Below are 21,468 nucleotides of genomic sequence, written 5' to 3'. Positions count from 1 at the left end.
ATCGACGGGACCCGCCTGACCGTGGCGCGGGAGCGCGCGCTGCGGCAGGCGATGACCGGGTTGGAGACGGCCCTGGCCCGGGTCCGCAGCATGAGCACGTTCGCCGAGCTGTGCGCCGGCCGGCCGGGTACGGCGCCGGTCGGCTTCGTCGCCAGCGCGGGCCGGTCCCGGTACGCGGTCGAGGCCGCGCCACCACGCTGCAGACGCGGCAGCACTTCGCGCCGCTGCAGCGGATCGACCGGGCCCAGTTGTTCCGCATCCCGGCCACCCCGACCGACGCCGCCCCCGGCAGCCCCGCGCCCGTCTACACGGTCCACGGCACGACCCGGTACTGCCTCCAGCCCGGCGCCCGGAACGTGGTGCGGCCGGTCACCTGCACCGGCGGCGCGGCCCAGAACTGGATCCGGTACGGCGACACCGGCGTCTACCGCACCAAGTACCGGCTGGTCCACGCGGCCAGCGGGAATTGCCTGACCCGGACCGGCCCGGAGGACATCGACCGCGACCCGGACGTAGCCCAGCAGCACATCGAGTGGCACGGCTACGCCGACAACTTCAAGGTGATGGCCATTGCCTGCCGCGAGGCGACCGCGCGGAACGACGACGACGGTTTCAACAAGCCGTCGCTGGTGAACCTACAGAAGTGGAACAGCCCCGGCTCGGTCCTGCCGGACGACAGCGACCAGCCCGCCGAGACCGTCCCGGCCGGCCCGCTGCGGGACCTGGTCGAGGTCTGACCGGACAGCGGAGCCGGTCGCGAAACGGGAACGGCCGGTAGCGCACGAGAATGGCAGGAAGAATCTACTTCCTGCCATTTCCAACGTATAGCGCACCCCGGGGCTTGCGGCAAGACCCGGGCCCTGCCGCAGAATCGACGGCCGGACCGATCGGGCTGCATCGGAGGTAATCCCATGACCGAGTACGTCCTGGATCTCGGCGAGGTCGACGGGTCGCGGATCGCGGCCGTCGGCGGCAAGGCGGCGAACCTGGGCGCGCTGGCGCGGATCGACGGCGTCGACGTACCGCCCGGCTTCTGCGTGACCACGGCCGCCTTCCGGCGGGCCGCGGCCGGGGTGCCGGGGTACGCCGACCGGCTCGACGCGCTGTCCCGCGCGAACCCGGACGACCGGGCGGCGATCCGCACGCTCAGCGCGGGGATCCGCCGGGCCGTCGAGGAGGCCGCCGTCCCCGACGACGTGGCGGCGGCGGTCGACGCCGCGCTGGCCGGTTCCGGCGCGGACGCCGCGTACGCCGTGCGGTCCAGCGCGACGGCCGAGGACCTGCCGACCGCGTCCTTCGCCGGCCAGCAGGACACGTACCTGAACGTCGTCGGCCCGGCGGCCGTCCGGCGGCACGTCAGCCGGTGCTGGGCGTCGCTGTACACCGAGCGGGCCGTGACCTACCGGCTGCGCCACGGCATCGACCACCGCGCGGTGAGCATGGCCGTCGTCGTACAGCGGATGGTCCTGCCCCGGGCGGCCGGCGTCCTGTTCACCGCCGACCCGGTCACCGGCAACCGGCGGGTCGCGACCGTGGACGCCGGCTTCGGGCTCGGCGAGGCCCTGGTCTCGGGCCTGGTGACCCCGGACGCCCACCGGGTCCGCGACGAGGAGATCGTCAGCCGGGCGATCGCCGCGAAGCAGCGCGCGGTGCACGCCCTGCCGGGCGGCGGGACGCACGAGGTGGCCGTCGACCCGCGGCAGCGGGAGCAGCCCGCCCTGACCGACGCGCAGGTGCTCCGGCTGGTCCGGCTCGGCCGGCGGATCGAGGCGCACTTCGGCCGCCCGCAGGACATCGAGTGGTGCCTGGACGGCGACGACTTCCGGATCGTGCAGAGCCGCCCGATCACCACGCTGTTCCCGGTCCCCGCGGCCCCCGACCGGGCGAACCGCGTGTACCTGTCCGTCGGGCACCAGCAGATGATGACCGACCCGATGAAGCCGCTGGGCCTGTCCGTCTGGCAGCTCACGGCCATGGCGCCGATGCTCGACGCCGGCGGGCGGCTGTTCGTCGACGCCACCCGACTGCTGGCCGCGCCCGCGGGCCGCGCCGGGTTCCTGGAGATGGTGGGGCGCTCCGACCCGCTGATCCGGGACGCGCTGGAGACCGTCCTGGACCGCGACTTCGTCCCGCCACTGCCGGACGCCGCGCCCGCCGGGCCGCCGCCGGGCGGGGCGCCCGCCCCGATCGCGACCGACCCGGCGATCGTCGCCGAGCTGGTCGAGCGCAGCCGGGCGGCGCTGGCCGCCCTGCGGCGCGACATCAGCACCCGGACCGGGCCGGCGCTGTTCGACTTCCTGCTGGACGCCTTCGCCGAGCACAAGCGACTCCTCGGCGACCCGCTGAACCTCCAGGCGATCATGGCGGGGATGGAGGCCACCTGGTGGCTCAACGACCGGCTGGCCGAGTGGCTCGGCGAGAAGAACGCGGCCGACACCCTCACGCTGTCCGCCCCCGGCAACATCACCTCCGAGATGGGGCTGGCGCTGCTCGACGTGGCGGACGTGATCCGCCCGCACCCGGAGGTGGTGGCGTACCTCCGGCGGGTCGGCGACGACGACTTCCCGGGCGAGCTGCCGAAGCTCCCCGGCGGGGCCGGGGCGCGCGACGCCATCGAGGACTACCTCGACCGGTACGGCATGCGCTGCGTCGGCGAGATCGACATCACCCGGCCGCGCTGGCGGGAGCGCCCCGGCACGCTCGTGCCGGTGCTCCTGGACAACATCAAGCTGTTCGCGCACGGCGCCGCCGCGCGCCGCTTCGAACAGGGCCGGCGGACGGCCGCGGCGAAGGCGACGGAGGTGCTCGAACGCCTGCGGGCCCTGCCGGACGGGCAGCGCAAGGCCGACGAGACCGAGCGGATGATCGACCGGGTCCGGACCTTCATCGGCTACCGGGAGTACCCCAAGTACGCCATCGTCAGCCGCTACTTCGTCTACAAGCAGGCCCTGCTGGCGGAGGCCGACCGCCTCGTCCGGGCCGGCGCGCTCCGGGAGCGGGAGGACGCCTTCTACCTGACGTTCGCCGAGTTCCACGACGCCGCGCGCACGAACCGGGTGGACGACGGGCTGGTCCGGCGGCGCGCGGCGGAGTTCCGGTCGTACCACGCGCTCACCCCGCCCCGGGTCCTGACCTCGGACGGCGAGGTGATCACCGGCGCGTACCGACGTGAGGGCGTGCCGGCCGGCGCCCTGGTCGGCCTGCCGGTCTCGGCCGGGACCGTCGAGGGGCGCGCCCGGGTCATCGCCGACATGGCCCGGGCCGACCTCGAACCGGGCGACATCCTCGTCACCGCGCACACGGACCCCAGCTGGACGCCGCTGTTCGTCGCCGTCGCCGGCCTGGTGACGGAGGTCGGCGGGCTGATGACGCACGGCGCGGTGATCGCCCGCGAGTACGGCCTGCCGGCCGTCGTCAGCGTGCCGGACGCCACCCGGCTGATCGCCGACGGCCAGCGGATCCGCGTTCACGGCAGCGACGGGTACGTCGAGATCCTGTCCTGAAATAATCACCACCGACCGCGAGGAGCAGCGCATGACGACCCACACCAGCCGCGCCGAGGTGGCCACCGACGCGCCCGCCCGCTACGCCAAGCAGCTCGTGGCCCACCTCGGCCGCAAGCTCACCTTCACCACCGACGGCGCCACCTCCACCACGAACCTCGACGACACGACGGCCAGCATCACCGTCGGCGACAACGTCCTGATCATGGTCGCCGCCGGCCCGAGTGAGGAGGGCGTAGCCCGCGCGGCCCACGTCCTCGGCAGCCACCTCGAACGGTTCGGCCAGCGCAACGAACTCGCCGTCACCTGGACGACCACCGCCGAGTAGCCGGCGGTCAGCCGGCCCGCCAGCCGGCCGGGTCGACGCCGCCGGGAACGGCCGCGGCCGGGCCGTACGGCTCGCGGGTGAAGACGTGGGTACCGAGGTCGAGGTGGCTCACCGCGCCCGCGGCGTCGCGCACGACCCGCAGCGGCTCGCCGGCGAAGTAGCCGTTGAGCCCCACCCACCCGCCGTCGCCGGTGGGGCGCAGCCGGATGGCCCGCTCCTCCGCCGCCATCATGGCCAACTCCAGGTAGCCGTCGGCGATCGGGCGCAGGACGTGGGGGGCCGCGCCCCAGTACCACGGTCCGGCGAGGTCCAGCAGGAGCGAGTCGACCGCGTCCAGCGGGCGCCACGGCGCCGGGATCCGCGGCTCCCGCTCGGCCACCGTGTGCAGCAGGTCCGCCGCGAGGGCGCCCACGGCCAGGCCGGCGGTCACGTTGCCCAGCACCACCGCGCCCAGGTCGTCCTCGGCGCTCGTCCACACCGTCGCGAGGAAGCCCGGCATCGAGCCGGTGTGGCCCGCGAGCAGCCTGCCGTCCCGGCGCCGCAGCTCCATGCCGAGCCCGTACCCGCTGTCCCACTCCGCCGCCTCCGGCGGGCAGGCCGGGGTGCGCATCTCCGCGACGGAGTCCGCCGACAGCACCCGCCCGTGGCCGCCGATCAGGAACGCGGCGAACGCGGCCAGGTCCGTCGCCGTCGACCAGAGCTGCCCGGCGGGGGCCATCCGGCCGGTGTCCACGGCCGGCTCCGGCAGCAGCACGTCCGCCCACGGGTGCACCGCCCAGCCCGCCGCGTGCGGCGCGACCGGCGCCAGCGTGGTCCGGGTCATCCCGAGCGGTTCGAGTACCTCGCGCCGCAGCACCTCGCCCCACGCCGCGCCGCGCACCCGCTCGACCAGGGCACCGAGCAGCGCGTAGCCGGGGTTGGAGTAGTGGTGCCGCTCGCCGGGCGGGTGCACCATGGCGCCGGCGCCGAACAGGTCGGCCAGCTCCGGGCGCAGGGCGCCGGGCGTGCGCTCCCACCACGGGCCGGGCGTCTCGGCGGCCAGGCCGCTGGTGTGCGCCAGCAGGGCGCCGATCGTGGCCCGGCCCGCGCTGGTACCGGGCAGGTGCGCGTCCAGCGGGTCGGCGAGGGAGAGCAGGCCCTCGTCCCGCAGCCGCAGGACCAGCACGGTGACGAACGTCTTGGTGATCGAGCCGATCCGGTACTGGACGTCGCCGTCCGGCACCCGGCCGTCCACGCCGCCCCGGCCGTCCAGCCACACCGGACGGCCGCCGCGCACCACCGCGGCGACGACCGAGGGGGCCCGCCCCTGCACCTGGCCGGTGGCCAGCCGGTGCAGCAGCGCGCGTCGGGTACCGGGCAGCAGCTCAGTCTCGATCCGCGACATACCGACAACCTACCGGCCGACCGAACCCACCACAGCCCGCGCCGGCCGCTGTCAAACGGCAGCGGCGGGCGACCCCGGTTCGCGCCGGCCGGCGGGTCGGCGGGACGATCGTGGGAGCGCCGCGCCGTCCGGGCCGCGGCACCCGGTCGGGGGGTCGCGATGGCGTCGGAGCGGTACGGATCCGGGCGGCTGCTCGTCACCGGCGCCGCCGGGCAGGTCGGGCACCTGCTGCGCCCCCGCCTGCCGGGGTACGGCTGGCGGCTGCGCACAGCGGACCTCCCCGCCGCCCTCGCCGGGCCCGGCCCGGGCGAGGAGGTCGCCGCGGTCGACATCACCGACCCGTCCTCCGTCGCCGCCGCGCTCGCGGGCGTGGACGCCGTCGTCCACCTGGCCGGGATCAGCGGGGAGGACGCGTTCGACCGGCTGCTGGACGTCAACGTCGCGGGCACCCGGAACGTCCTGCAGGGCTGCGTGGACGTCGGGGTGCGGCGGGTCGTGCTCGCGTCCAGCAACCACGCCGCCGGCTGCTACCGCCGCGCCGACGCCCCGCCCGGCGGGCTGCCCGACGACCTGCCGGCGCGGCCCGACACCCTCTACGGCTGGAGCAAGGCGGCCGGCGAGGCGCTCGGCGCGCTGTACCACGACCGGTACGGCCTGGACGTGGTCTCGCTGCGGATCGGCACCTGCCGGGAGTACCCCGCCGACACGGTGGCGCTGCCCGGCTGGCTGAGCCCGGACGACTGCGCCGGGCTGGTGGACGCCGCGCTGCGCGCGCCCGGCCCGCTCTGCCGGGTGGTCTGGGGCCTGTCGGCGAACACGCGGCGGTGGTGGTCGCTGGGCGGGATGGCGGCGCTCGGCTTCACCCCGCGCGACGACTCCGAGGCGTACGCGGCGGAGCTGGTCGCCCGGTTCGGCGAGCCCGACCCCGCCGACCCGGTGCACGCGTACGTCGGCGGGCCGTTCCGCACCGCGCCGGTCGGCGTGCCGATGCGCTGACGGGCGTCGCCGCGGGGGATCACGAGCCGCCGGGCTGGTCGCGGCGGCGGGTGAGGTACGCGCGCTCGGCCTCGCGCCGGAGCCGGTCGACGGCCCCGACCCGGCGGGGTTCTGCGCCATGGGGGCCATCTCCTGACCCGCCCCGGTGGGGCGGGCGATCCCGACCCGGCGGCCGGCCCGGGGCGGGGCTGGCTACGGTGGGGGCATGGTCGTGCGTTCCCCGCGGCGCGGCACCCCGCGCTGGCGGCCCCCGCTGCCGCCCGGCATCCCCGCCGCGTACACCCCGGCGGTGCTGCCCGAGCACGACCTCGATCACGGGGCGTCGTTCGACCGGGTCGACTTCACCGGCGTCGACCTCACCGGCCGCCGCACCGGCGGCGTGCACTGGACGGAGTGCCGGCTGGCCCGCACCGACCTGGCGGGGACCGTGCTGGACCGGTCGCGGTTCACCGACTGCGTCGCCGAACGGGCCGACTGGGCGAACCTGCGGACCACCGGGTCGACCCTGCTGCGCACGCGGCTGACCGGGCTCCGGCTCACCGGGCTGCACTGGGTCGACGGCGGCCTGCGCGACGTCACCGTCGCCGAGTCGCGGATCGACCTGGCGTCGTTCCGGTTCACCTCGTTCCACGCCGTCCTGTTCGACGACTGCGTCCTCACCGGGGCGGACTTCACCGGCGCGCACCTCGGCGGCGCCCGGTTCGTCGGCTGCGACCTGACCGGCGCCCGATTCCCGGAGGCGCGGCTCGCCGGCGCGGAATTCTCCCGCTGCACGCTCGCCGACATCGACGGCATCGCCCATTTCGCCGGCGCGACCATCGACAGCCACGACCTGATCGCCCTCTCGTACACCCTCGCCGGTGCTCTCGGGATCCGAATCCGCGACTGATCCCGGCCCGTCGCCCGAGAGCCACTCCCGAGTCACAAATGGTATGAAGCTGCGCATATCAGGCGTTGGTTCGCTACATTGTCGGGAGTCACTGTCAGGTACGGGGGTCCCACGGTGCACGCGATTCACACTGCCCACAGTTCACACACTCCGCCCGGCCGCCGCCGGGTCGCCGCCGCATGGGCGGCCTGCCGGCGGGTCGCCGCGGTCGTCGTCCTGACCCTGGCGACCGGCGCGCTCGTGTCCTGGGGGTCGGCCACGCCCGCCGCCGCGGCCACCGGCTCCGATCCGAACACCGACCTGTACATCGTCGGGCAGTACAACTCCACGCTGCTGCGGATCGCCGCCGGCGGCGGCGAGACCAACGTCGGCAGCGGCCTGAGCGACCCGTACCAGTTGACCCGCGCGAGCGACGGTTCGCTGTACATCGCGGACGCGGGCAACAACCGGATCGTCCGGATCGCCGCCGACGGCACCCAGACCACCGCCGTCACCGGGCTCAGCTACCCGAACGCCGTGAACATCGACTCGAACGGCACGATCTACGTCGGCCAGGGCAACCAGTTGCTCAAGGTCGTCAACGGCGTGCAGTCGACGATCACCGTCAGCGGGGGCGTCACCCCGTACGGCATCGCGGTCGACCCGAGCGACAACGTCTTCGTCTCCGACTACACCCGCAACCGGATCATCAAGGTGACCAGCGGCGGCGTCGTGAGCGTCTACGCCACCGGCATCGCCTTCCCGACCGGCATCGTCGCCGACTCCAACGGCGTCGTGTACGTCACCAGCGCCACCGCGTACAGCGTGTACCGGATCGCGACCGACGGCACCAAGACGACGTTCGCCACCGGCATCCAGTACTCCTGGGGCCTGGCCATCGACGGCGGCGGCAACCTCTTCGCCAGCAGCAACGGCAGCTCCAGCGTCTACAAGATGGCGCCGGACTTCCCCGGCGGCAACGCGTCCGCGATCGTCACCGGCCTGAACAGCCCGATCGGCCTGGCCGTCAGCACCGTCCCGCCGGCACCGACCGTGGTCACCGGCGTCGCGGGCGACACCAAGGTGGCCGTGAGCTGGACCGGCTCGGCCACCCACGGCGGCAAGCCGATCACCAACTACACGGTGACGTCCAACCCCGGCAACCACACGTGCAGCACCAGCGGCGCCACCACCTGCGAGGTCACCGGCCTCACCAACGGGCAGGCGTACACGTTCACGGTCACCGGCACCAACAACGGCGGGGCCACCGGCCGGTCCGCGAACAGCGCACCGTCGGCGCAGGTCACGCCGGCGGCGCCGGGCCCGCCGACCGCGCCGGCGAGCCTCACCGTCACGCCGGCCAACGGGGCGCTGGACCTCAGCTTCCCGCCCGCGGGCGGCGGCGGCATCATCCGGTACGAGGTCTCGGTCGACGGCGGCACCTGGACCACGCTCACCACGGCCGGCACCAACCCGCTGACCGGTACGGTGAGCAGCCTGACCAACGGCACCACGTACGGCATCCGGGTCCGCGCGGTCAACGCCAACGGCGACGGTGCCGCGGTCGGGCCGATCAACGGCACCCCGCGGACCGTGCCCGGCGCGCCCACCCTCCAGACGGCCAACCCCGGCGACACCACGGCGGAGCTGGTCCTCACCCCGCCGAGCACCGGCGGCAGCCCGATCACCGGGTACCAGTACAGCACCGACAGCGGCAGCACCTGGCACACGCTGACCACCAGCGCGGGCACCGGCGGGACCCGGGTCGGCACGGTGTCGAGCCTGACCAACGGCACGCCGTACACGTTCGTCGTCCGCGCCGTGAACGCGGCCGGCAACGGCGGCGCCAGCGGCGGCCAGACGGTCACCCCGGCCACCACGCCGGGCCAGCCGACCCAGCTCGGCGTGGTCCGCGGCGACAGCAGCCTGGACCTCACCTTCACCCCGCCGGGCAACAACGGCGGCAACGCGATCACCAGCTACCAGGTGTCCACGGACAACGGGGCGACCTGGTCGACGGTCACCACCGCGGCCGGCAACGGCGGCACCCGCACCGCCACCGTCACGGGCCTGACCAACGGGACGACGTACCAGGTCCGGGTGCGCGCGGTGAACGGCGTCGGCGCCGGCACGGCCTCGGCCGCGGAGCCCGGCACCCCGTCCACGGTGCCCGGCGCCCCGACCGGCGTCAGCGCCGCCGCGGGCAACAACACCGCGGAGGTCACCTTCACCCCGCCGGCCAGCGACGGCGGCGCGACGATCGCCGGGTACGAGTTCTCCACCGACGGCGGCACCACCTGGGCCACGTCGGCCACCACCGCCGGCGCCGGCGGCACCCGGGTCGCGACGCTGACGAACCTGATGAACGGCGTCTCGTACGAGGTGCGGGTGCGGGCGGTGAACACCCGCGGCAACGGCCCGGCCTCCGCGCCGGCCAGCGTCGTGCCCGGTACGCCGCTGCCGCCGGAGGAGGTGGCCATCTTCGGCCAGACCTCGTCGCTGGCGGTCACCTGGTCGGCGCCGCACGACAACGGCGTGCCGATCACCGGGTACACCGCGTACGCCTCGCCCGGCCTCGCGACCTGCACCGCCGACGGCGACGAGCACGACTGCGTGCTGGGCGGCGTGGCCGGCACGTCGTACACGGTCACGGTCGTGGCGCACGCCAGCGGGATGAACTCGGTGCCGTCGGCGGCGTCCAACGCCGCGATCCCGACCGCGCCGGCCGTGCCCACCACGCCGCCGGAGACCACGCTGCTGCTCACCACCGAGGACGGCGACATCTCCACCGCCGAACCGGGCCAGGAGATCGTGGTGCTCGGCGAGGGCTTCGCGCCCTACTCCACGGTGTCGATCACGCTCTACTCGGCGCCGGTGGTCCTGGGCAACGCGGTGGCCAACGGCTCGGGCAGCTTCCGCAAGGCGGTCATCGTGCCGACGTCGCTCGCGGCGGGCGTCCACACGATCATCGCCTCGGGCGTCGACCCGGACGGCAACCCGCACTCGATGAAGCTGGTCGTCACGGTCGCCGGGGCGGCGACGGCCGACGAGCTGCCCGTGACCAGCACCCGGTACGTCGGGGAGCTGGTCGCGGTCGGGGCCGGCTGGCTGCTGGCCGGGCTCGGCCTGTACGCGGCGGCCGGCTGGCTGCGGCGGCGCAGCGCGCTCGACTGACCGGGCACTCCGGGCCGCCCGCGGGCGGCACCGGCGGGCGCTGACGGGCGCCGGAGGGGCAACCGCCCTCCGGCGCCCGCCGCGTTTCGCGGCCGACATCCGTCGAACGTCCGCCCGCCCCGCCGCTACCAGTGTCGAACCCGGCACCGGACCGCGCCGGGGCGCCGCCGAGCGGTCCGGCATGCGCCCGGCGAATCGATGAATACGGATGGGCCGATCGGCTGACCTGCAGGTTGACGCGCCGGTCGGTCTGCTATTAACTGCTGTCTATGTAATGCCCGCCACAGCCCGCATGCTGTGGCCACCCCGACAGCCGAGGGTCGTCCCCCACACAGCCCTCGGTGCCCCGCGTCCCGACGGGCCGTGCGCCCACTCCCCCACCCACGCCCGGACCACAGACCTTCAGGGCGCCCCGCCCCGCCCCCCACAAGCATGGCGGACGCCCGGACAGGAGTCCCCGCTCATGGACATGAGAACCCGAAACCTCGGCGTCGTGCTCGGCGCGATCGCCCTGGCCGTCGCGGCCGCCGGCCCCGCCGCGGCCCACGACACCAAGTCCGAGGAAGGCAGGGCCGAGGCCGCCGCCGTCCTCAAGGCGTACAGCCCCGGCTGGGCGGCCCCGCAGGCCATCCGGGGCCCGGTGGCCTGCACCAACGGCATGATCGAGAAGTACCCGTGCAAGAACGTCGAGCTGCTCAGCTTCACCCCGCAGAACACGATCGGCGGCAGCAACAGCTCGTCGAGCATGTGGGAGTGGTACGACGAGCAGACCAAGGACGAGTACGTCCTGTTCGGCCGGGACAACGGCATCTCGTTCGTCAAGGTCACCGACCCGCTCAAGCCCGTCTACGTCGGCAACCTGCCCTCGTACAACGGCGTCAAGGCCGTCTGGACCGACGTGCGGGTGTACAAGAACTGGATGTTCACCGGCAAGGACTCGGTCAACAACGGCATCCAGGCGTTCAACCTCGAAAAGCTGCGCGGCGTCACCAGCCCGCAGACCTTCAAGGAGGACGCGCACTACAAGGGCCTCACCAACAGCCACACGCTCTGGATCAACCAGAAGACCGGCTTCCTGTACGCGTCCGGCGCCAGTAGCTGCAACAAGGGTCTGACGATCATCGACATCAGGGACCCCAAGAACATGAAGCAGGTCGCCTGCTACTCGTCCGAGGTCTACTCGCACGAGGCGCTGGTCTGGAACTACAACGGCCCGGACACGCGGTACACCGGCAAGGAGATCGCGTTCAACTTCACCGGCCAGGGCCACACGCTCTCGGTCCTCGACGTCACCGACAAGTCGAGCATCAAGGTGCTGTCGAAGACGAGCTACACCGGGGCCAGCTTCACCCACCAGGGCTGCTTCACCGAGGACATGAAGTTCCTCAACATCAACGACGAGACGGCGTCCACCGCGAGTGGTAGCTGGAACATCATCTTCAACATCGAGAAGCTCGACGCGCCGAAGTTCGTGACCAACGCCAAGGACGCGCACAAGGCCGTCAACCACAACTGCTACACCGTCGGCAACCGGGCGTACCAGGCGTCCTACTCGGCCGGCCTGCGCATCCGCGACGCGAGCCAGATCCCGGCGGGGAAGATCGTCGACGTCGGCTTCTTCGACACCGCCCCGACGGTGGACAGCGGCATGGGCAACACCTGGATGATCCTGCGCCCGCTGCGCAACGGCGCCATCCCGGTCGGCAACATGGGCATCGGCCTGTACCTGCTCAAGCCCACCGGCCCGGCCGTGGGCGCGGGCACGGGTCCGTTCCCGCCGGGTACCTGATCCCCGGCACGCGGTGGCGCGGCCCGGTCGTTCCCGACCGGGCCGCGCTCGCATTCCCCCCGGCGCCGCGGGCGGCCGGCGCCGTGGTCGGCCCGGTGTGGTCGGCCCGGTGTGGTCGGCACTCGGCTGTCGCGGTCGGGTCGCTCCGGCGGGGTTGCCGGCGGGGTTGCCGGCGTCGCGGCGGAGGCGGTGGACGAGGGCGTCGGCCTGCCGGCGGCCGGTGAGCCGCACGACGTCCGGGTGCCCCTCGTGCCCCTCGTGCCCGGCGACGAGGCGGTCGACGCGGTCGCGGGTCGTGCGCCGGTACCCGAGGACGTAGCGGACGAAGAACCACGTGAGGTGGTCGTGCACGCCGTCACGGTGCCGGCCGCGGGTGCCGCAGCCGGCGCGCGGCGAGCCCGCGCAGGCACGTGCGCAACGGCAGGTCGAGCACGACGACCGTGAAATGGGGTGAGGGGCGGCGCTTAGCGCCGCCCCTCACCCCATTTCGAAGGGTTCAGTGCTGGTAGGAGTACTCGTCGTGGGTGAAGTGGTGCGGGGCCACCGGGACGCCGCCGCCGGCCTTGCGCTTCACCTCGGCCGCCTCCTCCGGTGCCGGCTCCGAGTGGCGGCAGGTGTTCGGGTGGGCGCTGCCCGACATCACCCACTCGCACGGCTTCTGCCGGTAGTCGGGCAGGGAGAGCGCGTGGCCGAACTCGTGTACGGCCACCCGCAGCGGGTCGTGACCGCCCTGTGGGCCCGGGTCGATCGCCTGGTTGCCCATGTGGATGACCCCGCGGCCGAAGCCCTGCATCTGGGTGTTCGGCCAGCCGGAGCCGGTGGTGAACGTGATGGAGGGCGGCGAGCCGATCTCCAGCTTGATCTCGGGTACGTGCTTGTTCCAGACCTCGGCGGCCTGGTTGACGACGTCGGTGTACTTGCCGGCGCCCTTCGGGTCGTACTTGATCACGCGCACCGCGGCGGGCGCGGCGCTGGTGTTCTGTGCCGAGGCCGAGGGGGCGATGAAGGTGACGCCGGCGACCGCGGCGGTCAGTCCGGCGGCGGCGATCCGGAGCACGTCACGCCTGCGCATAGGGGGACTCCTTGGTCGACTGGGCCGCGACTCGTGATGTGAGTCACGGCAGGCAGGTCATCAATCTATAGTCGTCAATCCGTCCGGACAACGCCGACCGAACCCCGCGACCCGGCGGGGCAGTGGGCCACCCGCGCATCGGTAACCCATCGAGCGACGTCACTGACTTTGCGTAGTCGTCGCCCCGGAAACCCGGCCGCCCACCGGACGGCACCGACACCGCGGCCCACGAGTGGTACCGACCCCGCCAGCCCGTGGGTGAGCTGGGATTACGGCCGATTCGACAGCATTCCGTCGTCCGGTACCCGGGGCGGGACGCCGGGCGGAAACGGTCGCCGAAACGGCATCGCGAACCCGTCGCGACAGCGCCGAAACGCACCGCGACAACGGTGCGGCAGCACATCGTTCTTTCCATAGCACCATTGGATCCCAACGGAAAACTGCGCTGCCGACCCGTTCGGCACCGGGGGCCGGCGACCATCGGTACCGGCGGATTCAGGACACGTCGGCGTACGTCGTGCCGATCCGGAGCCGGCCGACCCGGTTGGTGATCGCCGTCTTCGTGTTGCCCCGGTCGTACGCGCCCCACTTGGGCTCGTTGGCGGAGTCCCACGTGCGGCCGGTGAGGCGGGCCGAGCCGTTGGCGAAGTTCTGCTTCACCCCGTCGTAGTACAGCTCGATCCAGCCGCTCGACGCCGACTTCGCGGTGTGAATGCCGATGGCGACGCGGTGCCACTCGTCGGCCCGCACCGCGCGGGACCAGACGTACTGCCACTTCGCGCCGCCCGGACCCACGTACACCAGGCTGACCCTGCCCTTGCCCACGGTCATGAGCACCGGGTAGTTCTGGTCCGCGTTGGGGTACGACTTCCACTGCCACGGCACCCAGTCGGTGCCGCCCGGCACGACGGAGAACTTCTGTTCCCAGCCGAGCCAGTAGGTCCTGTCCGCGGCGAACTTGTACCGGGAGCCGTTGACCTTCGCCCCGCGCGACTCGCAGCGGTAGACGCCGACGGACTTGCTGTACTGGAACACGGTGCCGCGGCCGTCGGCGTCCGGCGTGGTGCGCAGGTTGCCGGGTGATGCGCATTCGACGTTGCCGAAGACGTTGGTGCCCTGCGCGGGATTGCCGTCCCACACCAGCGTCGCGTCCGCCGACGCGGGGGCGGCGACGACGACGAGGGCGGCGGCCGCGGCCGCCGCGAGGGCCGCGGTGCGGGGATGGCGGAGTTTCTGGCGTGCGGGTGCGGACACGGAAACCTCCGGGGTGGGGTGGAGCCGGGGCGCTGCCCGGGTGCCCGACGTTTCTGACTGAACTCATTCGCGATGTTCAAGGAATAGGTTGTGTGAATCAATAGTCGGCGGCCGGGTGAACGGATATCACCGACTACCGCCGCCGAGCCCGTGAAATGTACGGAATACGCCCGTGGGTGTGGACGCGGCGCGATCAGGAGCGGCGTTCGCGGGCGCGGCGCTTGCCCTCGTGCATCGCCTGCACGCGCGCGGTCGGGATGGTGTGCCCCTCGGCGACCAGGTCGGCGGGCAGGTCCTGCGGCGCCGGCATGGCGGCCGCCCACGGGTCGGCGCCGGCGAGCAGGGCGGCCGCGCGGCGGAGGGTGAAGTCGGCCGGCGTCACGTCCGGCAGCGCGTCGAAGGCGACCGGGAACGAGACCGGCAGGCCGGGCCGGGTCCGCGGGCTGTACGCCGCGACGACGGTGGCCCCGCCGGCCCGCGAGGTGTCGATGAGCACCCGGCCCGCCCGGTCCTCGCGCAGGAAGGCGGTGGTGGTCAGCGCCGGGTCGAGCCGCTCGGCGCGGGCGGCCAGGGCCCGGGTCGCGGCGGCCGCGTCGGCGGCGGCGAGGCCGGGCCGCAGCGGGACGAACACGTGCAGGCCCTTCGCCCCGCTCGTCTTCACCGCCCCGGCCAGGCCGGCGTCGGCGAGCGCCTGCCGGACCGGCCCGGCCGCCCGGACCACCGTGCCGAAGTCGGCGTCCGCCGGCGGGTCGAGGTCCAGCACGAGGTGGGTCGGGCCGGCGGCGCCGTCGCCGCGGAACAGGGTGGGGTGGTACTCGACGGCGCGCTGGTTGGCCAGCCAGATCAGGGTGCGGCGGTCGTCGCAGAGCGGGTACGACACGTACCGGCGGGACGTCTCCGCCCACACCCGCGCGGTCCGGATCCACGCCGGGGCGTACGGCGGGAGGTTCTTCTGCATGAACGGCGGCTGCCCCGGCCGCACCCGGACCACCGACAGCGGGCGGTCGCGGAGCTGTGCGACGAGCTGCTCGTGCGCGGCGTCGAGGTACTCGACCAGGTCGCGCTTGGTCGCGTCGGCGCCGTCGAACAGCGGCTGGTCGAGGTTGGTCAGCGGAACCCCGGCGCGCTCCTCCGTCATGAGCCGATCCCACCACGGCCCACCGCTCCCCGCCGGCCCAACGGCGCACGGGACCGCCCCGGTTCGCCGCCGGGCCGGCCGTCGTGAGGCCGCGGCCGGACGCCGGCCCGCCGACGAGGGGCGGCCGGTCGAAACCGCCGGTCAGCGCACGCCGACCGGGCGGAACTGGACGCTGATCCGCGGCCCGCACGGCCGGGTCGTCTTCGGTACCGCGTGCTCCCGGGTGCGCTGGCAGCTCCCGCCCATCACCAGCAGGTCGCCGTGGCCGACGTCGAAGCGCAGCGCGCGGCCGCCGCCGCGCGGGCGCAGCGCGAGCGCCCGCGGGGCGCCGAGCGAGACGATCGCCACCATCGTGTCCTCGGTGGCGCCGCGGCCGACGGTGTCGCCGTGCCAGGCGACGCTGTCCCGGCCGTCCCGGTACAGGCACAGGCCGGCGGTGGCGAACGGCTCGCCCAGCTCGGCGCCGTAGTGGGCGTCCAGCGCCGCGCGGGCCGCGTCCAGCGCGGGGTCGGGCAGCGCCGCGCCGGGGCCGTAGTGGGCGAGCAGCCGGGGTACGTCGACCACCCGGTCGTACATCTGCCGCCGCTCCGCCCGCCACGGCACGCCGCGGCGCAGCCGCTCGAACAGCGCGTCGGCGCCGGCGAGCCAGCTCGGCCGCAGGTCCAGCCAGGCGCCGGCGCCCAGCGGCAGGCGCCGCACGGTGTCGCCGAGCGGCCCGGGCCGGGTCCGCGCGCCGCCGGCCAGCAGCGAGCCCTGGAACGTCACCCCGACACCGTACCCCGGGTTAGTACAGGTGTACGAAAAGAAATCTCAGCGGCGGCGGGCCGTCAGCCACGGCCCCAGGCCGTCGCCCTCGTTCGCGGCCAGGAACGCGCCGCGCGCGTTGAACAGCGCCTCCTCGGCGTGCGCGAGGCAGCCCCACGCGGTGTCGCCCCAGGTGTCGGCCAGCTTCACCTGCGCCGGCTGGTCGCACGCCGCCCCGTGCGGGCCGCCGATGCCGCAGCCGCCGGCCGGGGCGTCGCCGCGCGCCGCGACCCGGGCGGCCGCCTCGGCGAGGATGGAGAAGCCCGCGTCGGGCCGCTCGCCCGCCGGCCCGGCCGGTCCGGTGGGGACGCGCTGGCCGAGGACGACCACGTTGCCGTCGGGGTCCGCGGTCCGCAGCTCGCCGCCGGGCGCGTGCGGCGGGTGGCCGACGTGCTCGCAGGCCACGCCCGCCGCGGTCAGCGCCTCCCCGACCGCGGTGACGTCGGTCGACCACAGGTACAGGCCCATCGGCAGCGCCGCGGTCACCGGGCACGGGTCGACCCGGGCCAGCAGCAGCGAGCACTCGCCGTGGCCCAGGTACCGGTAGCCGCCGGCGGGGCTGTCGCCGCGGCGCAGCTCGCTCAGCCCGAGCAGCTCGTAGAAGACCTGCGCGGCGTCGAGGTCACGCACGTACGAGATCGGGATGGCGTCCTGCAGCGTCGACACCACGCGCACCCTACGGCACCGCGCGCCGCCGGCCCCTCCCCCGGTCGGCGGTGTGCGCACAGCGCACACCGCCGACCGGGGGAGGTGGCGCCGGAATTCCGGCGAATCGGCGCCACTCCGGTCCGGACCGTCCCGCCCGGGGTCATCCGGCGGGGTCGCTGGCGTGCCGCCCCCCGCGGTCGGCGGCCGACCCGGCCTCGGCCCGGACCGCGTGCGCGGCGTCGCCGGCGTCGGACCGCACGGTGTCCACGGCCTCGGTCGCGGTCTCCCGGACCGCGGTGACCGCCTCGGCGGCCGGCGCCCGCAGGCTGTCGGTCAGGTCGCCGGCGGCCTCGCCGAGCTGCTGCTTCCACTGCGGGGCGTGCTCCTCGACCGCGTCCCCGGCGGCGGCCACCGCCCGCCGCTCCGGGTCGCTGCCCGGCACCAGCGACGACACCAGCCAGCCGACGCCGAAGGCGATCAGCCCGGCGGCCAGGGGGTTCCCCTCGGTCTGCCGGCGGATCGCCGCCGGGGCGTCCGCGGCGGCCTCGCCGACCGCGTGGGCGGTGTCGGCGATGGTGTCGCCCACGGCGCCGGTGGCCCGGCTCAGGCCGCCGCCGGCGTCGTCGGCGGTACCCATCACCGTGTCGCGGATCCCCCGCAGGGTTCCGGTCAGGCGCTGCTTGCGCTCCTCGACGATCCGGGTCGGGCTGGCCTTGTACGCCAGCGCGTCGACGTCGTGGCTGAGCGAGGCGCGGGTGCGCTCGATCTCCCGGCGGATCTGTTCGGGCTGGGCGGTCATCAGGCAGCTCCTCGGTTCGGGTTGAGCGCGTTCGGGATCTTCTCCAGGGTTTCCGCGGTGCGCGGCAGGCCGCGCAGCTTCCGGGCCTGGTCGCGGGCCGCCGCGTACAGCACGGCGGCGCCCAGGCCCCACAGGACGGCGACGATGAGCCCGGCCCACCCGCCGTCCATCACGTTGGACAGCCCCCACCACACCGCGATGGACAGGAACAGCAGGGTCATGTGCGCGGCCACGCCGGCGCCGGCGAACAGCCCGCCGGCCCGCCCGGCCCGGCCGGCCTCGGCCCGCAGCTCGGCCTTGGCCAGCTCCATCTCCTGCCGGACCAGCAGCGACAGGTCCTCGGTCACGGCGCCGAGCATGTCGCCGAGCGACCGCGAACCGACGTCGCCGTACCGGTCGGTCAGCGGCGGCTCCGGCTCGAAGTCGCCGCTCACCGCACGCTCCCCTCGACCCGGCCGACCGCGTACTCGCCCGGACCCGGCGCGCTGCCGGGGCCCGGGCCGGACGGCGGCGGCACCGGCGGCACCCCCGCGCTGCCCGCGGGCACCGGCGCGACCCCGGTCGCGGTCGGCTGCGCCGGCACGTACGGCGCCGCCGCCGGCGACTCGGCCGGCACCGGCGGCGCGGGCGTCACCGGCGGGGCCGGCGGCGTCGCGGGCGCGCGGCCGGCGGCCGGGCGGGCGGACCCGTCCGCGGGGTCGCCGAGGTTCCGGGTGACCCGGCCGGCCAGCACGCCGAGGGCCGCGGCGCCGAGCAGGAACGTGCCCGGCTTGCGGCGGGCGTACCGGCGGACCTCGTCCAGGACCGCGCCCGGCTCCCGCTCCTCCAGCCAGCCCGCCAGCTCGGTCAGCTTCGCCGACGCCTGCCGGGCCAGCTCGGTCGCCGTACCGGACTCCCGGGGCGACGCCTGCGCCATCCCGTCCAGCTCCTCGCCCAGCGTGCGCAGGCCGCCCGCGGCCCGCTGCTGCTGCGCCCGGGCCTGCTCGGCGAGCTGGCCGCCGGCCTCGTGCGCCAGGTTCCGGGCCTGCCGCCCGGCCTCGGCGGCCACCTCGCCGCCCTGCTCCCGTACCGACTCGGCGACCTGCGCGCCCGCACCGGCGGCGGTCTCGACCACGGGCCGCACCCGGTCCGCGACCGCGCCCGTGGCGTCCGACCCGGTGCCGTCCGCACCCGACCCCGGCGATCGATTCTCGGAGAAATCCGTCATGTCACTTCCGCTCTCTGGACAGTGGACACCGCCGGAGGGGCGGATGCGCCGGCCCTACCCGGTACGGCGCAAGCTCATTCCTCCACGTCAGCGGCCCGCGGGCGCGCGTCGGGGCAGCCGGCGCTGCGCCGGCACCACTAGGGGTGCCGGCGCAGCGTGGTGCCGGGGACCCGCCGGCGTCACCGCCCGGCGGTCGCCGGGGTCGGGTCGAACCGCTCCCAGGCGCGGTGCGCGCCCAGCAGCTCCACCGCGGCGGCGGCCGCGGCGGCCGGCGAGTCGGCGGTCTCGACCCCCGGCGTGCCGGCCACGCCCGCCGCTTCCAGCACCGCGTCCCCGGCGCCGTCGGCGACGATCGCCTTGCCGTGCCGCCAGCACTCCTCGACCAGCAGCAGGACCCGCGGGTCCACCGGCGCGGCCACCGGTACGCCGGCCTTGGCGTCGCGGACGCCCGCCGCGTCGGCGGCCGGGGGCGGCGCCGCGGTCAGCAGCAGCGCGTCGAACTCGACGGACCGGGCGGTGGCGAACGTCCGCTGCACCGGCAGCTCGCCGACCCGGCCGCCGCGGCCGGCGATCAGCAGCGGCACCAGGCCGGCGGCCCGGACCGCCGCGCGGGCGGCGTCCGCCCCGGCCGGGTCGTCGCCGACCACGATGCCGACGACCCGCCCGTCGACCGGCCAGCGCGCGCCGACCACGGACAGCGCCGGGCTCGGCGTCACCTCGGCCGGCGGCACGGTCGGCTCCGGTACCGGGAGGCCCAGCCCGGCCGCCACCTCCTCGCACAGCACCGGGTCGATGTTGGCCAGGCACCGCACCTGGCGCTCCCGGATGGTCGGGTGGACGCACTTGCCCAGCTCGAAGGTGTACGCGTGCACGATGTGCTCCCGCTCCACCGGCGACATGCTCGCCCAGAACAGTCGTGCCTGGCTGAAGTGGTCGTCGAACGACACCGGGCTGGCCCGCACCTTCGGCGCCTCGGCGACGGTCACCGGCAGGTCGACGAACGGGTGGTCGCCCTCGCCGGCCGGGAACGGGTTGCCGCCGTCCAGCGAGTTGGGCCGGTACGGCGCGACGCCGGCGTGCACGGCGTGCTGGTGGAAGCCGTCGCGCAGCATGTCGTTGACCGGGGCGTGCGGGCGGTTGATCGGGAGCTGCGGGAAGTTCGGGCCGGCGAGCCGGGTGAGCTGCGTGTCCAGGTACGAGAAGAGGCGGCCCTGCAGCAGCGGGTCGTTGGTCACGTCGATGCCGGGCGGCAGGTTGCCGAGGTGGAAGGCGACCTGCTCGGTCTCGGCGAAGAAGTTGCGCGGCGTCCGGTTCAGGACCAGGCGGCCGACCGGCTGTACGGGGGCCAGCTCCTCCGGCACGAACTTCGTCGGGTCGAGCAGGTCGATGCCCGCGAACGTCTCCTCCGGTACGTCGGGGAAGACCTGCAGGCCCAGTTCCCACTCGGGGAACGCGCCGGACTCGATCGCGTCGTACAGGTCCCGCCGGTGGTAGTCCGGGTCGACGCCGGCGAGGAGCTGCGCCTCCTCCCAGACCAGCGAGTGCACGCCGAGCTTCGGCTTCCAGTGGAACTTCGCCAGCACGGTCCCGCCGGCGGCGTCGACCAGCCGGAAGGTGTGCACGCCGAAGCCCTCCATCATCCGGTACGAGCGCGGGATGCCCCGGTCGGACATGTTCCAGAGGGTGTGGTGCTGCGCCTCGGTGTGCAGGGAGACGAAGTCCCAGAACGTGTCGTGCGCGCTCTGCGCCTGCGGGATCTCCCGGTCCGGGTGCGGCTTGGCGGCGTGGATGATGTCGGGGAACTTGATCGCGTCCTGCACGAAGAAGACCGGCATGTTGTTGCCGACCAGGTCGAACGTCCCCTCGTCGGTGTAGAACTTCGTGGCGAAGCCGCGGGTGTCCCGCACGGTGTCGGCGGAGCCGCGGGAGCCGAGCACGGTGGAGAAGCGGACGAACACCGGCGTCCGGCGGTCCCGGCGCAGGAACGCCGCGCAGGTCACGTCCTCCGCCGTGCCGTACGCGGTGAAGTGGCCGTGCGCCCCGGCGCCGCGGGCGTGCACGACCCGCTCCGGGATCCGCTCGTGGTCGAAGTGGGTGATCTTCTCCCGCAGGTGGTGGTCCTGCAGCAGCACCGGGCCGCGCGGCCCGGCCTTGAGCGAGTGGTCGGTGTCGCGCAGCCGGGCGCCCTGCGCGGTGGTGAGGAACGCCCCCTGCTGGCCCCTGTCGGCCCGCGGCACATCGGTGGCGGCGCCGGTCGGCGTGCGGGTCTGCGGGGCGCCCTGCTCGGGCCTCGGCGGCAGCGGGTCGCGGGGCTCGGTCGGCTCCGCCAGCGCCGGCGGCTCCGCACCGGGGGCGCCGGGCACCTCCGGGGTCGGTGGGCCGGCGCCGTTCGCCTCGCTGCTGTCATCGGTGCGCTTGCTGTCCATCTCGGTGGCTCCTCCCGGGCGGCGTGCTGACTGCCGACCCGTACCCGGCCCCCGACCGGGCAAACACCCGCACGGGAC

Annotated in this window: 17 protein-coding genes; 7 read left to right on the top strand and 10 right to left on the bottom strand. The window is 74.7% G+C overall.

Annotation, left to right across the window (positions count from 1 at the left end; translation table 11 throughout):
* The first annotated feature begins 110 nt into the window (after positions 1-110).
* From IEY94_RS22490 to IEY94_RS22480, 3 genes are all read left to right on the top strand, one after another.
* On the top strand, positions 111-737 hold the full coding sequence (locus tag IEY94_RS22490; protein ID WP_189172252.1) for a ricin-type beta-trefoil lectin domain protein: 627 nt from the start codon (positions 111-113) through the stop codon (positions 735-737).
* A 174-nt stretch (positions 738-911) separates the two neighbouring features.
* Entirely contained in the window at positions 912-3,503 is a 2,592-nt protein-coding gene (gene rph, locus IEY94_RS22485) for a rifamycin-inactivating phosphotransferase (protein WP_189172251.1), read from the top strand.
* A gap of 31 nt (positions 3,504-3,534) precedes the next feature.
* Positions 3,535-3,831 carry a DUF2218 domain-containing protein gene (locus IEY94_RS22480; protein WP_189172250.1) on the top strand — a complete coding sequence of 99 codons (297 nt, stop codon included), beginning with the start codon at positions 3,535-3,537 and terminating at the stop codon, positions 3,829-3,831.
* Between the two features lie 7 nt (positions 3,832-3,838).
* Here the strand turns inward: IEY94_RS22480 and IEY94_RS22475 are convergent, their stop codons facing one another.
* Entirely contained in the window at positions 3,839-5,215 is a 1,377-nt protein-coding gene (locus IEY94_RS22475) for a serine hydrolase domain-containing protein (RefSeq protein ID WP_189172249.1), read from the bottom strand.
* A 159-nt stretch (positions 5,216-5,374) separates the two neighbouring features.
* On the opposite strand from IEY94_RS22475, the gene IEY94_RS22470 reads away from it, so the two are divergent.
* The 4 genes from IEY94_RS22470 to IEY94_RS22455 all read left to right on the top strand — a co-directional run bounded on the left by IEY94_RS22470 (position 5,375) and on the right by IEY94_RS22455 (position 12,042).
* Positions 5,375-6,211 carry an NAD-dependent epimerase/dehydratase family protein gene (locus tag IEY94_RS22470; RefSeq protein WP_189172248.1) on the top strand — a complete coding sequence of 279 codons (837 nt, stop codon included), beginning with the start codon at positions 5,375-5,377 and terminating at the stop codon, positions 6,209-6,211.
* A gap of 205 nt (positions 6,212-6,416) precedes the next feature.
* Entirely contained in the window at positions 6,417-7,100 is a 684-nt protein-coding gene (locus IEY94_RS22465) for a pentapeptide repeat-containing protein (RefSeq protein WP_189172247.1), read from the top strand.
* Between the two features lie 114 nt (positions 7,101-7,214).
* A complete protein-coding gene (locus IEY94_RS22460) occupies positions 7,215-10,253 on the top strand; it encodes a fibronectin type III domain-containing protein (protein ID WP_189172246.1) in 3,039 nt (1,012 codons plus the stop codon).
* 469 nt (positions 10,254-10,722) lie between these two features.
* Positions 10,723-12,042 (top strand): choice-of-anchor B family protein, encoded by a 1,320-nt coding sequence (locus IEY94_RS22455; protein WP_189172245.1) that lies wholly within the window; start codon positions 10,723-10,725, stop codon positions 12,040-12,042.
* Positions 12,043-12,538: 496 nt separating this feature from the next.
* Here IEY94_RS22455 and IEY94_RS22450 read toward each other — a convergent pair whose 3' ends face one another.
* From IEY94_RS22450 to IEY94_RS22410, 9 genes are all read right to left on the bottom strand, one after another.
* Positions 12,539-13,114 carry a snapalysin family zinc-dependent metalloprotease gene (locus IEY94_RS22450; RefSeq protein WP_189172244.1) on the bottom strand — a complete coding sequence of 192 codons (576 nt, stop codon included), beginning with the start codon at positions 13,112-13,114 and terminating at the stop codon, positions 12,539-12,541.
* A 495-nt stretch (positions 13,115-13,609) separates the two neighbouring features.
* A complete protein-coding gene (locus IEY94_RS22445) occupies positions 13,610-14,368 on the bottom strand; it encodes a heparin lyase I family protein (RefSeq protein ID WP_189172243.1) in 759 nt (252 codons plus the stop codon).
* Positions 14,369-14,561: 193 nt separating this feature from the next.
* Positions 14,562-15,506, bottom strand: a complete 945-nt coding sequence (locus IEY94_RS22440; RefSeq protein ID WP_189172242.1) for a DNA polymerase domain-containing protein — start codon at positions 15,504-15,506, stop codon at positions 14,562-14,564.
* A 141-nt stretch (positions 15,507-15,647) separates the two neighbouring features.
* Complete coding sequence (locus tag IEY94_RS22435) at positions 15,648-16,271, bottom strand: alpha-ketoglutarate-dependent dioxygenase AlkB (protein ID WP_189172241.1); 624 nt, start codon at positions 16,269-16,271, stop codon at positions 15,648-15,650.
* A gap of 45 nt (positions 16,272-16,316) precedes the next feature.
* Complete coding sequence (locus tag IEY94_RS22430) at positions 16,317-16,976, bottom strand: VOC family protein (RefSeq protein WP_229784356.1); 660 nt, start codon at positions 16,974-16,976, stop codon at positions 16,317-16,319.
* Between the two features lie 142 nt (positions 16,977-17,118).
* Positions 17,119-17,757, bottom strand: coding sequence for a DUF3618 domain-containing protein (locus IEY94_RS22425; protein ID WP_189172239.1), 639 nt, complete (start codon positions 17,755-17,757; stop codon positions 17,119-17,121).
* Entirely contained in the window at positions 17,757-18,191 is a 435-nt protein-coding gene (locus tag IEY94_RS22420; RefSeq protein ID WP_229784355.1) for a phage holin family protein, read from the bottom strand. Before IEY94_RS22420 ends, IEY94_RS22425 begins: the two co-directional genes overlap by 1 nt.
* Positions 18,188-18,964 carry a hypothetical protein gene (locus tag IEY94_RS22415; protein WP_189172238.1) on the bottom strand — a complete coding sequence of 259 codons (777 nt, stop codon included), beginning with the start codon at positions 18,962-18,964 and terminating at the stop codon, positions 18,188-18,190. Before IEY94_RS22415 ends, IEY94_RS22420 begins: the two co-directional genes overlap by 4 nt.
* 179 nt (positions 18,965-19,143) lie before the next feature.
* Positions 19,144-21,390: a catalase gene (locus IEY94_RS22410; RefSeq protein ID WP_189172237.1), complete on the bottom strand. Its 2,247-nt coding sequence runs from the start codon at positions 21,388-21,390 to the stop codon at positions 19,144-19,146.
* Between the last annotated feature and the right edge of the window lie 78 nt (positions 21,391-21,468).

Source organism: Pilimelia anulata (genome assembly GCF_014647895.1).
GTDB classification, from domain to species: domain Bacteria; phylum Actinomycetota; class Actinomycetes; order Mycobacteriales; family Micromonosporaceae; genus Pilimelia; species Pilimelia anulata.
Note: the sequence above shows the minus strand (reverse complement) of the source record. Positions and strands in the feature narration are given on the sequence as shown.

Coding starts and splice junctions, on each gene's coding strand:
- rph (WP_189172251.1), top strand. CDS start 912: ATGACCGAGTACGTCCTGGATCTCGGCGAGGTCGACGGGTCGCGGATC.
- IEY94_RS22480 (WP_189172250.1), top strand. CDS start 3,535: ATGACGACCCACACCAGCCGCGCCGAGGTGGCCACCGACGCGCCCGCC.
- IEY94_RS22475 (WP_189172249.1), bottom strand. CDS start 5,215: ATGTCGCGGATCGAGACTGAGCTGCTGCCCGGTACCCGACGCGCGCTG.
- IEY94_RS22470 (WP_189172248.1), top strand. CDS start 5,375: ATGGCGTCGGAGCGGTACGGATCCGGGCGGCTGCTCGTCACCGGCGCC.
- IEY94_RS22465 (WP_189172247.1), top strand. CDS start 6,417: ATGGTCGTGCGTTCCCCGCGGCGCGGCACCCCGCGCTGGCGGCCCCCG.
- IEY94_RS22455 (WP_189172245.1), top strand. CDS start 10,723: ATGAGAACCCGAAACCTCGGCGTCGTGCTCGGCGCGATCGCCCTGGCC.
- IEY94_RS22450 (WP_189172244.1), bottom strand. CDS start 13,114: ATGCGCAGGCGTGACGTGCTCCGGATCGCCGCCGCCGGACTGACCGCC.
- IEY94_RS22440 (WP_189172242.1), bottom strand. CDS start 15,506: ATGACGGAGGAGCGCGCCGGGGTTCCGCTGACCAACCTCGACCAGCCG.
- IEY94_RS22425 (WP_189172239.1), bottom strand. CDS start 17,757: ATGACCGCCCAGCCCGAACAGATCCGCCGGGAGATCGAGCGCACCCGC.
- IEY94_RS22415 (WP_189172238.1), bottom strand. CDS start 18,964: ATGACGGATTTCTCCGAGAATCGATCGCCGGGGTCGGGTGCGGACGGC.
- IEY94_RS22410 (WP_189172237.1), bottom strand. CDS start 21,390: ATGGACAGCAAGCGCACCGATGACAGCAGCGAGGCGAACGGCGCCGGC.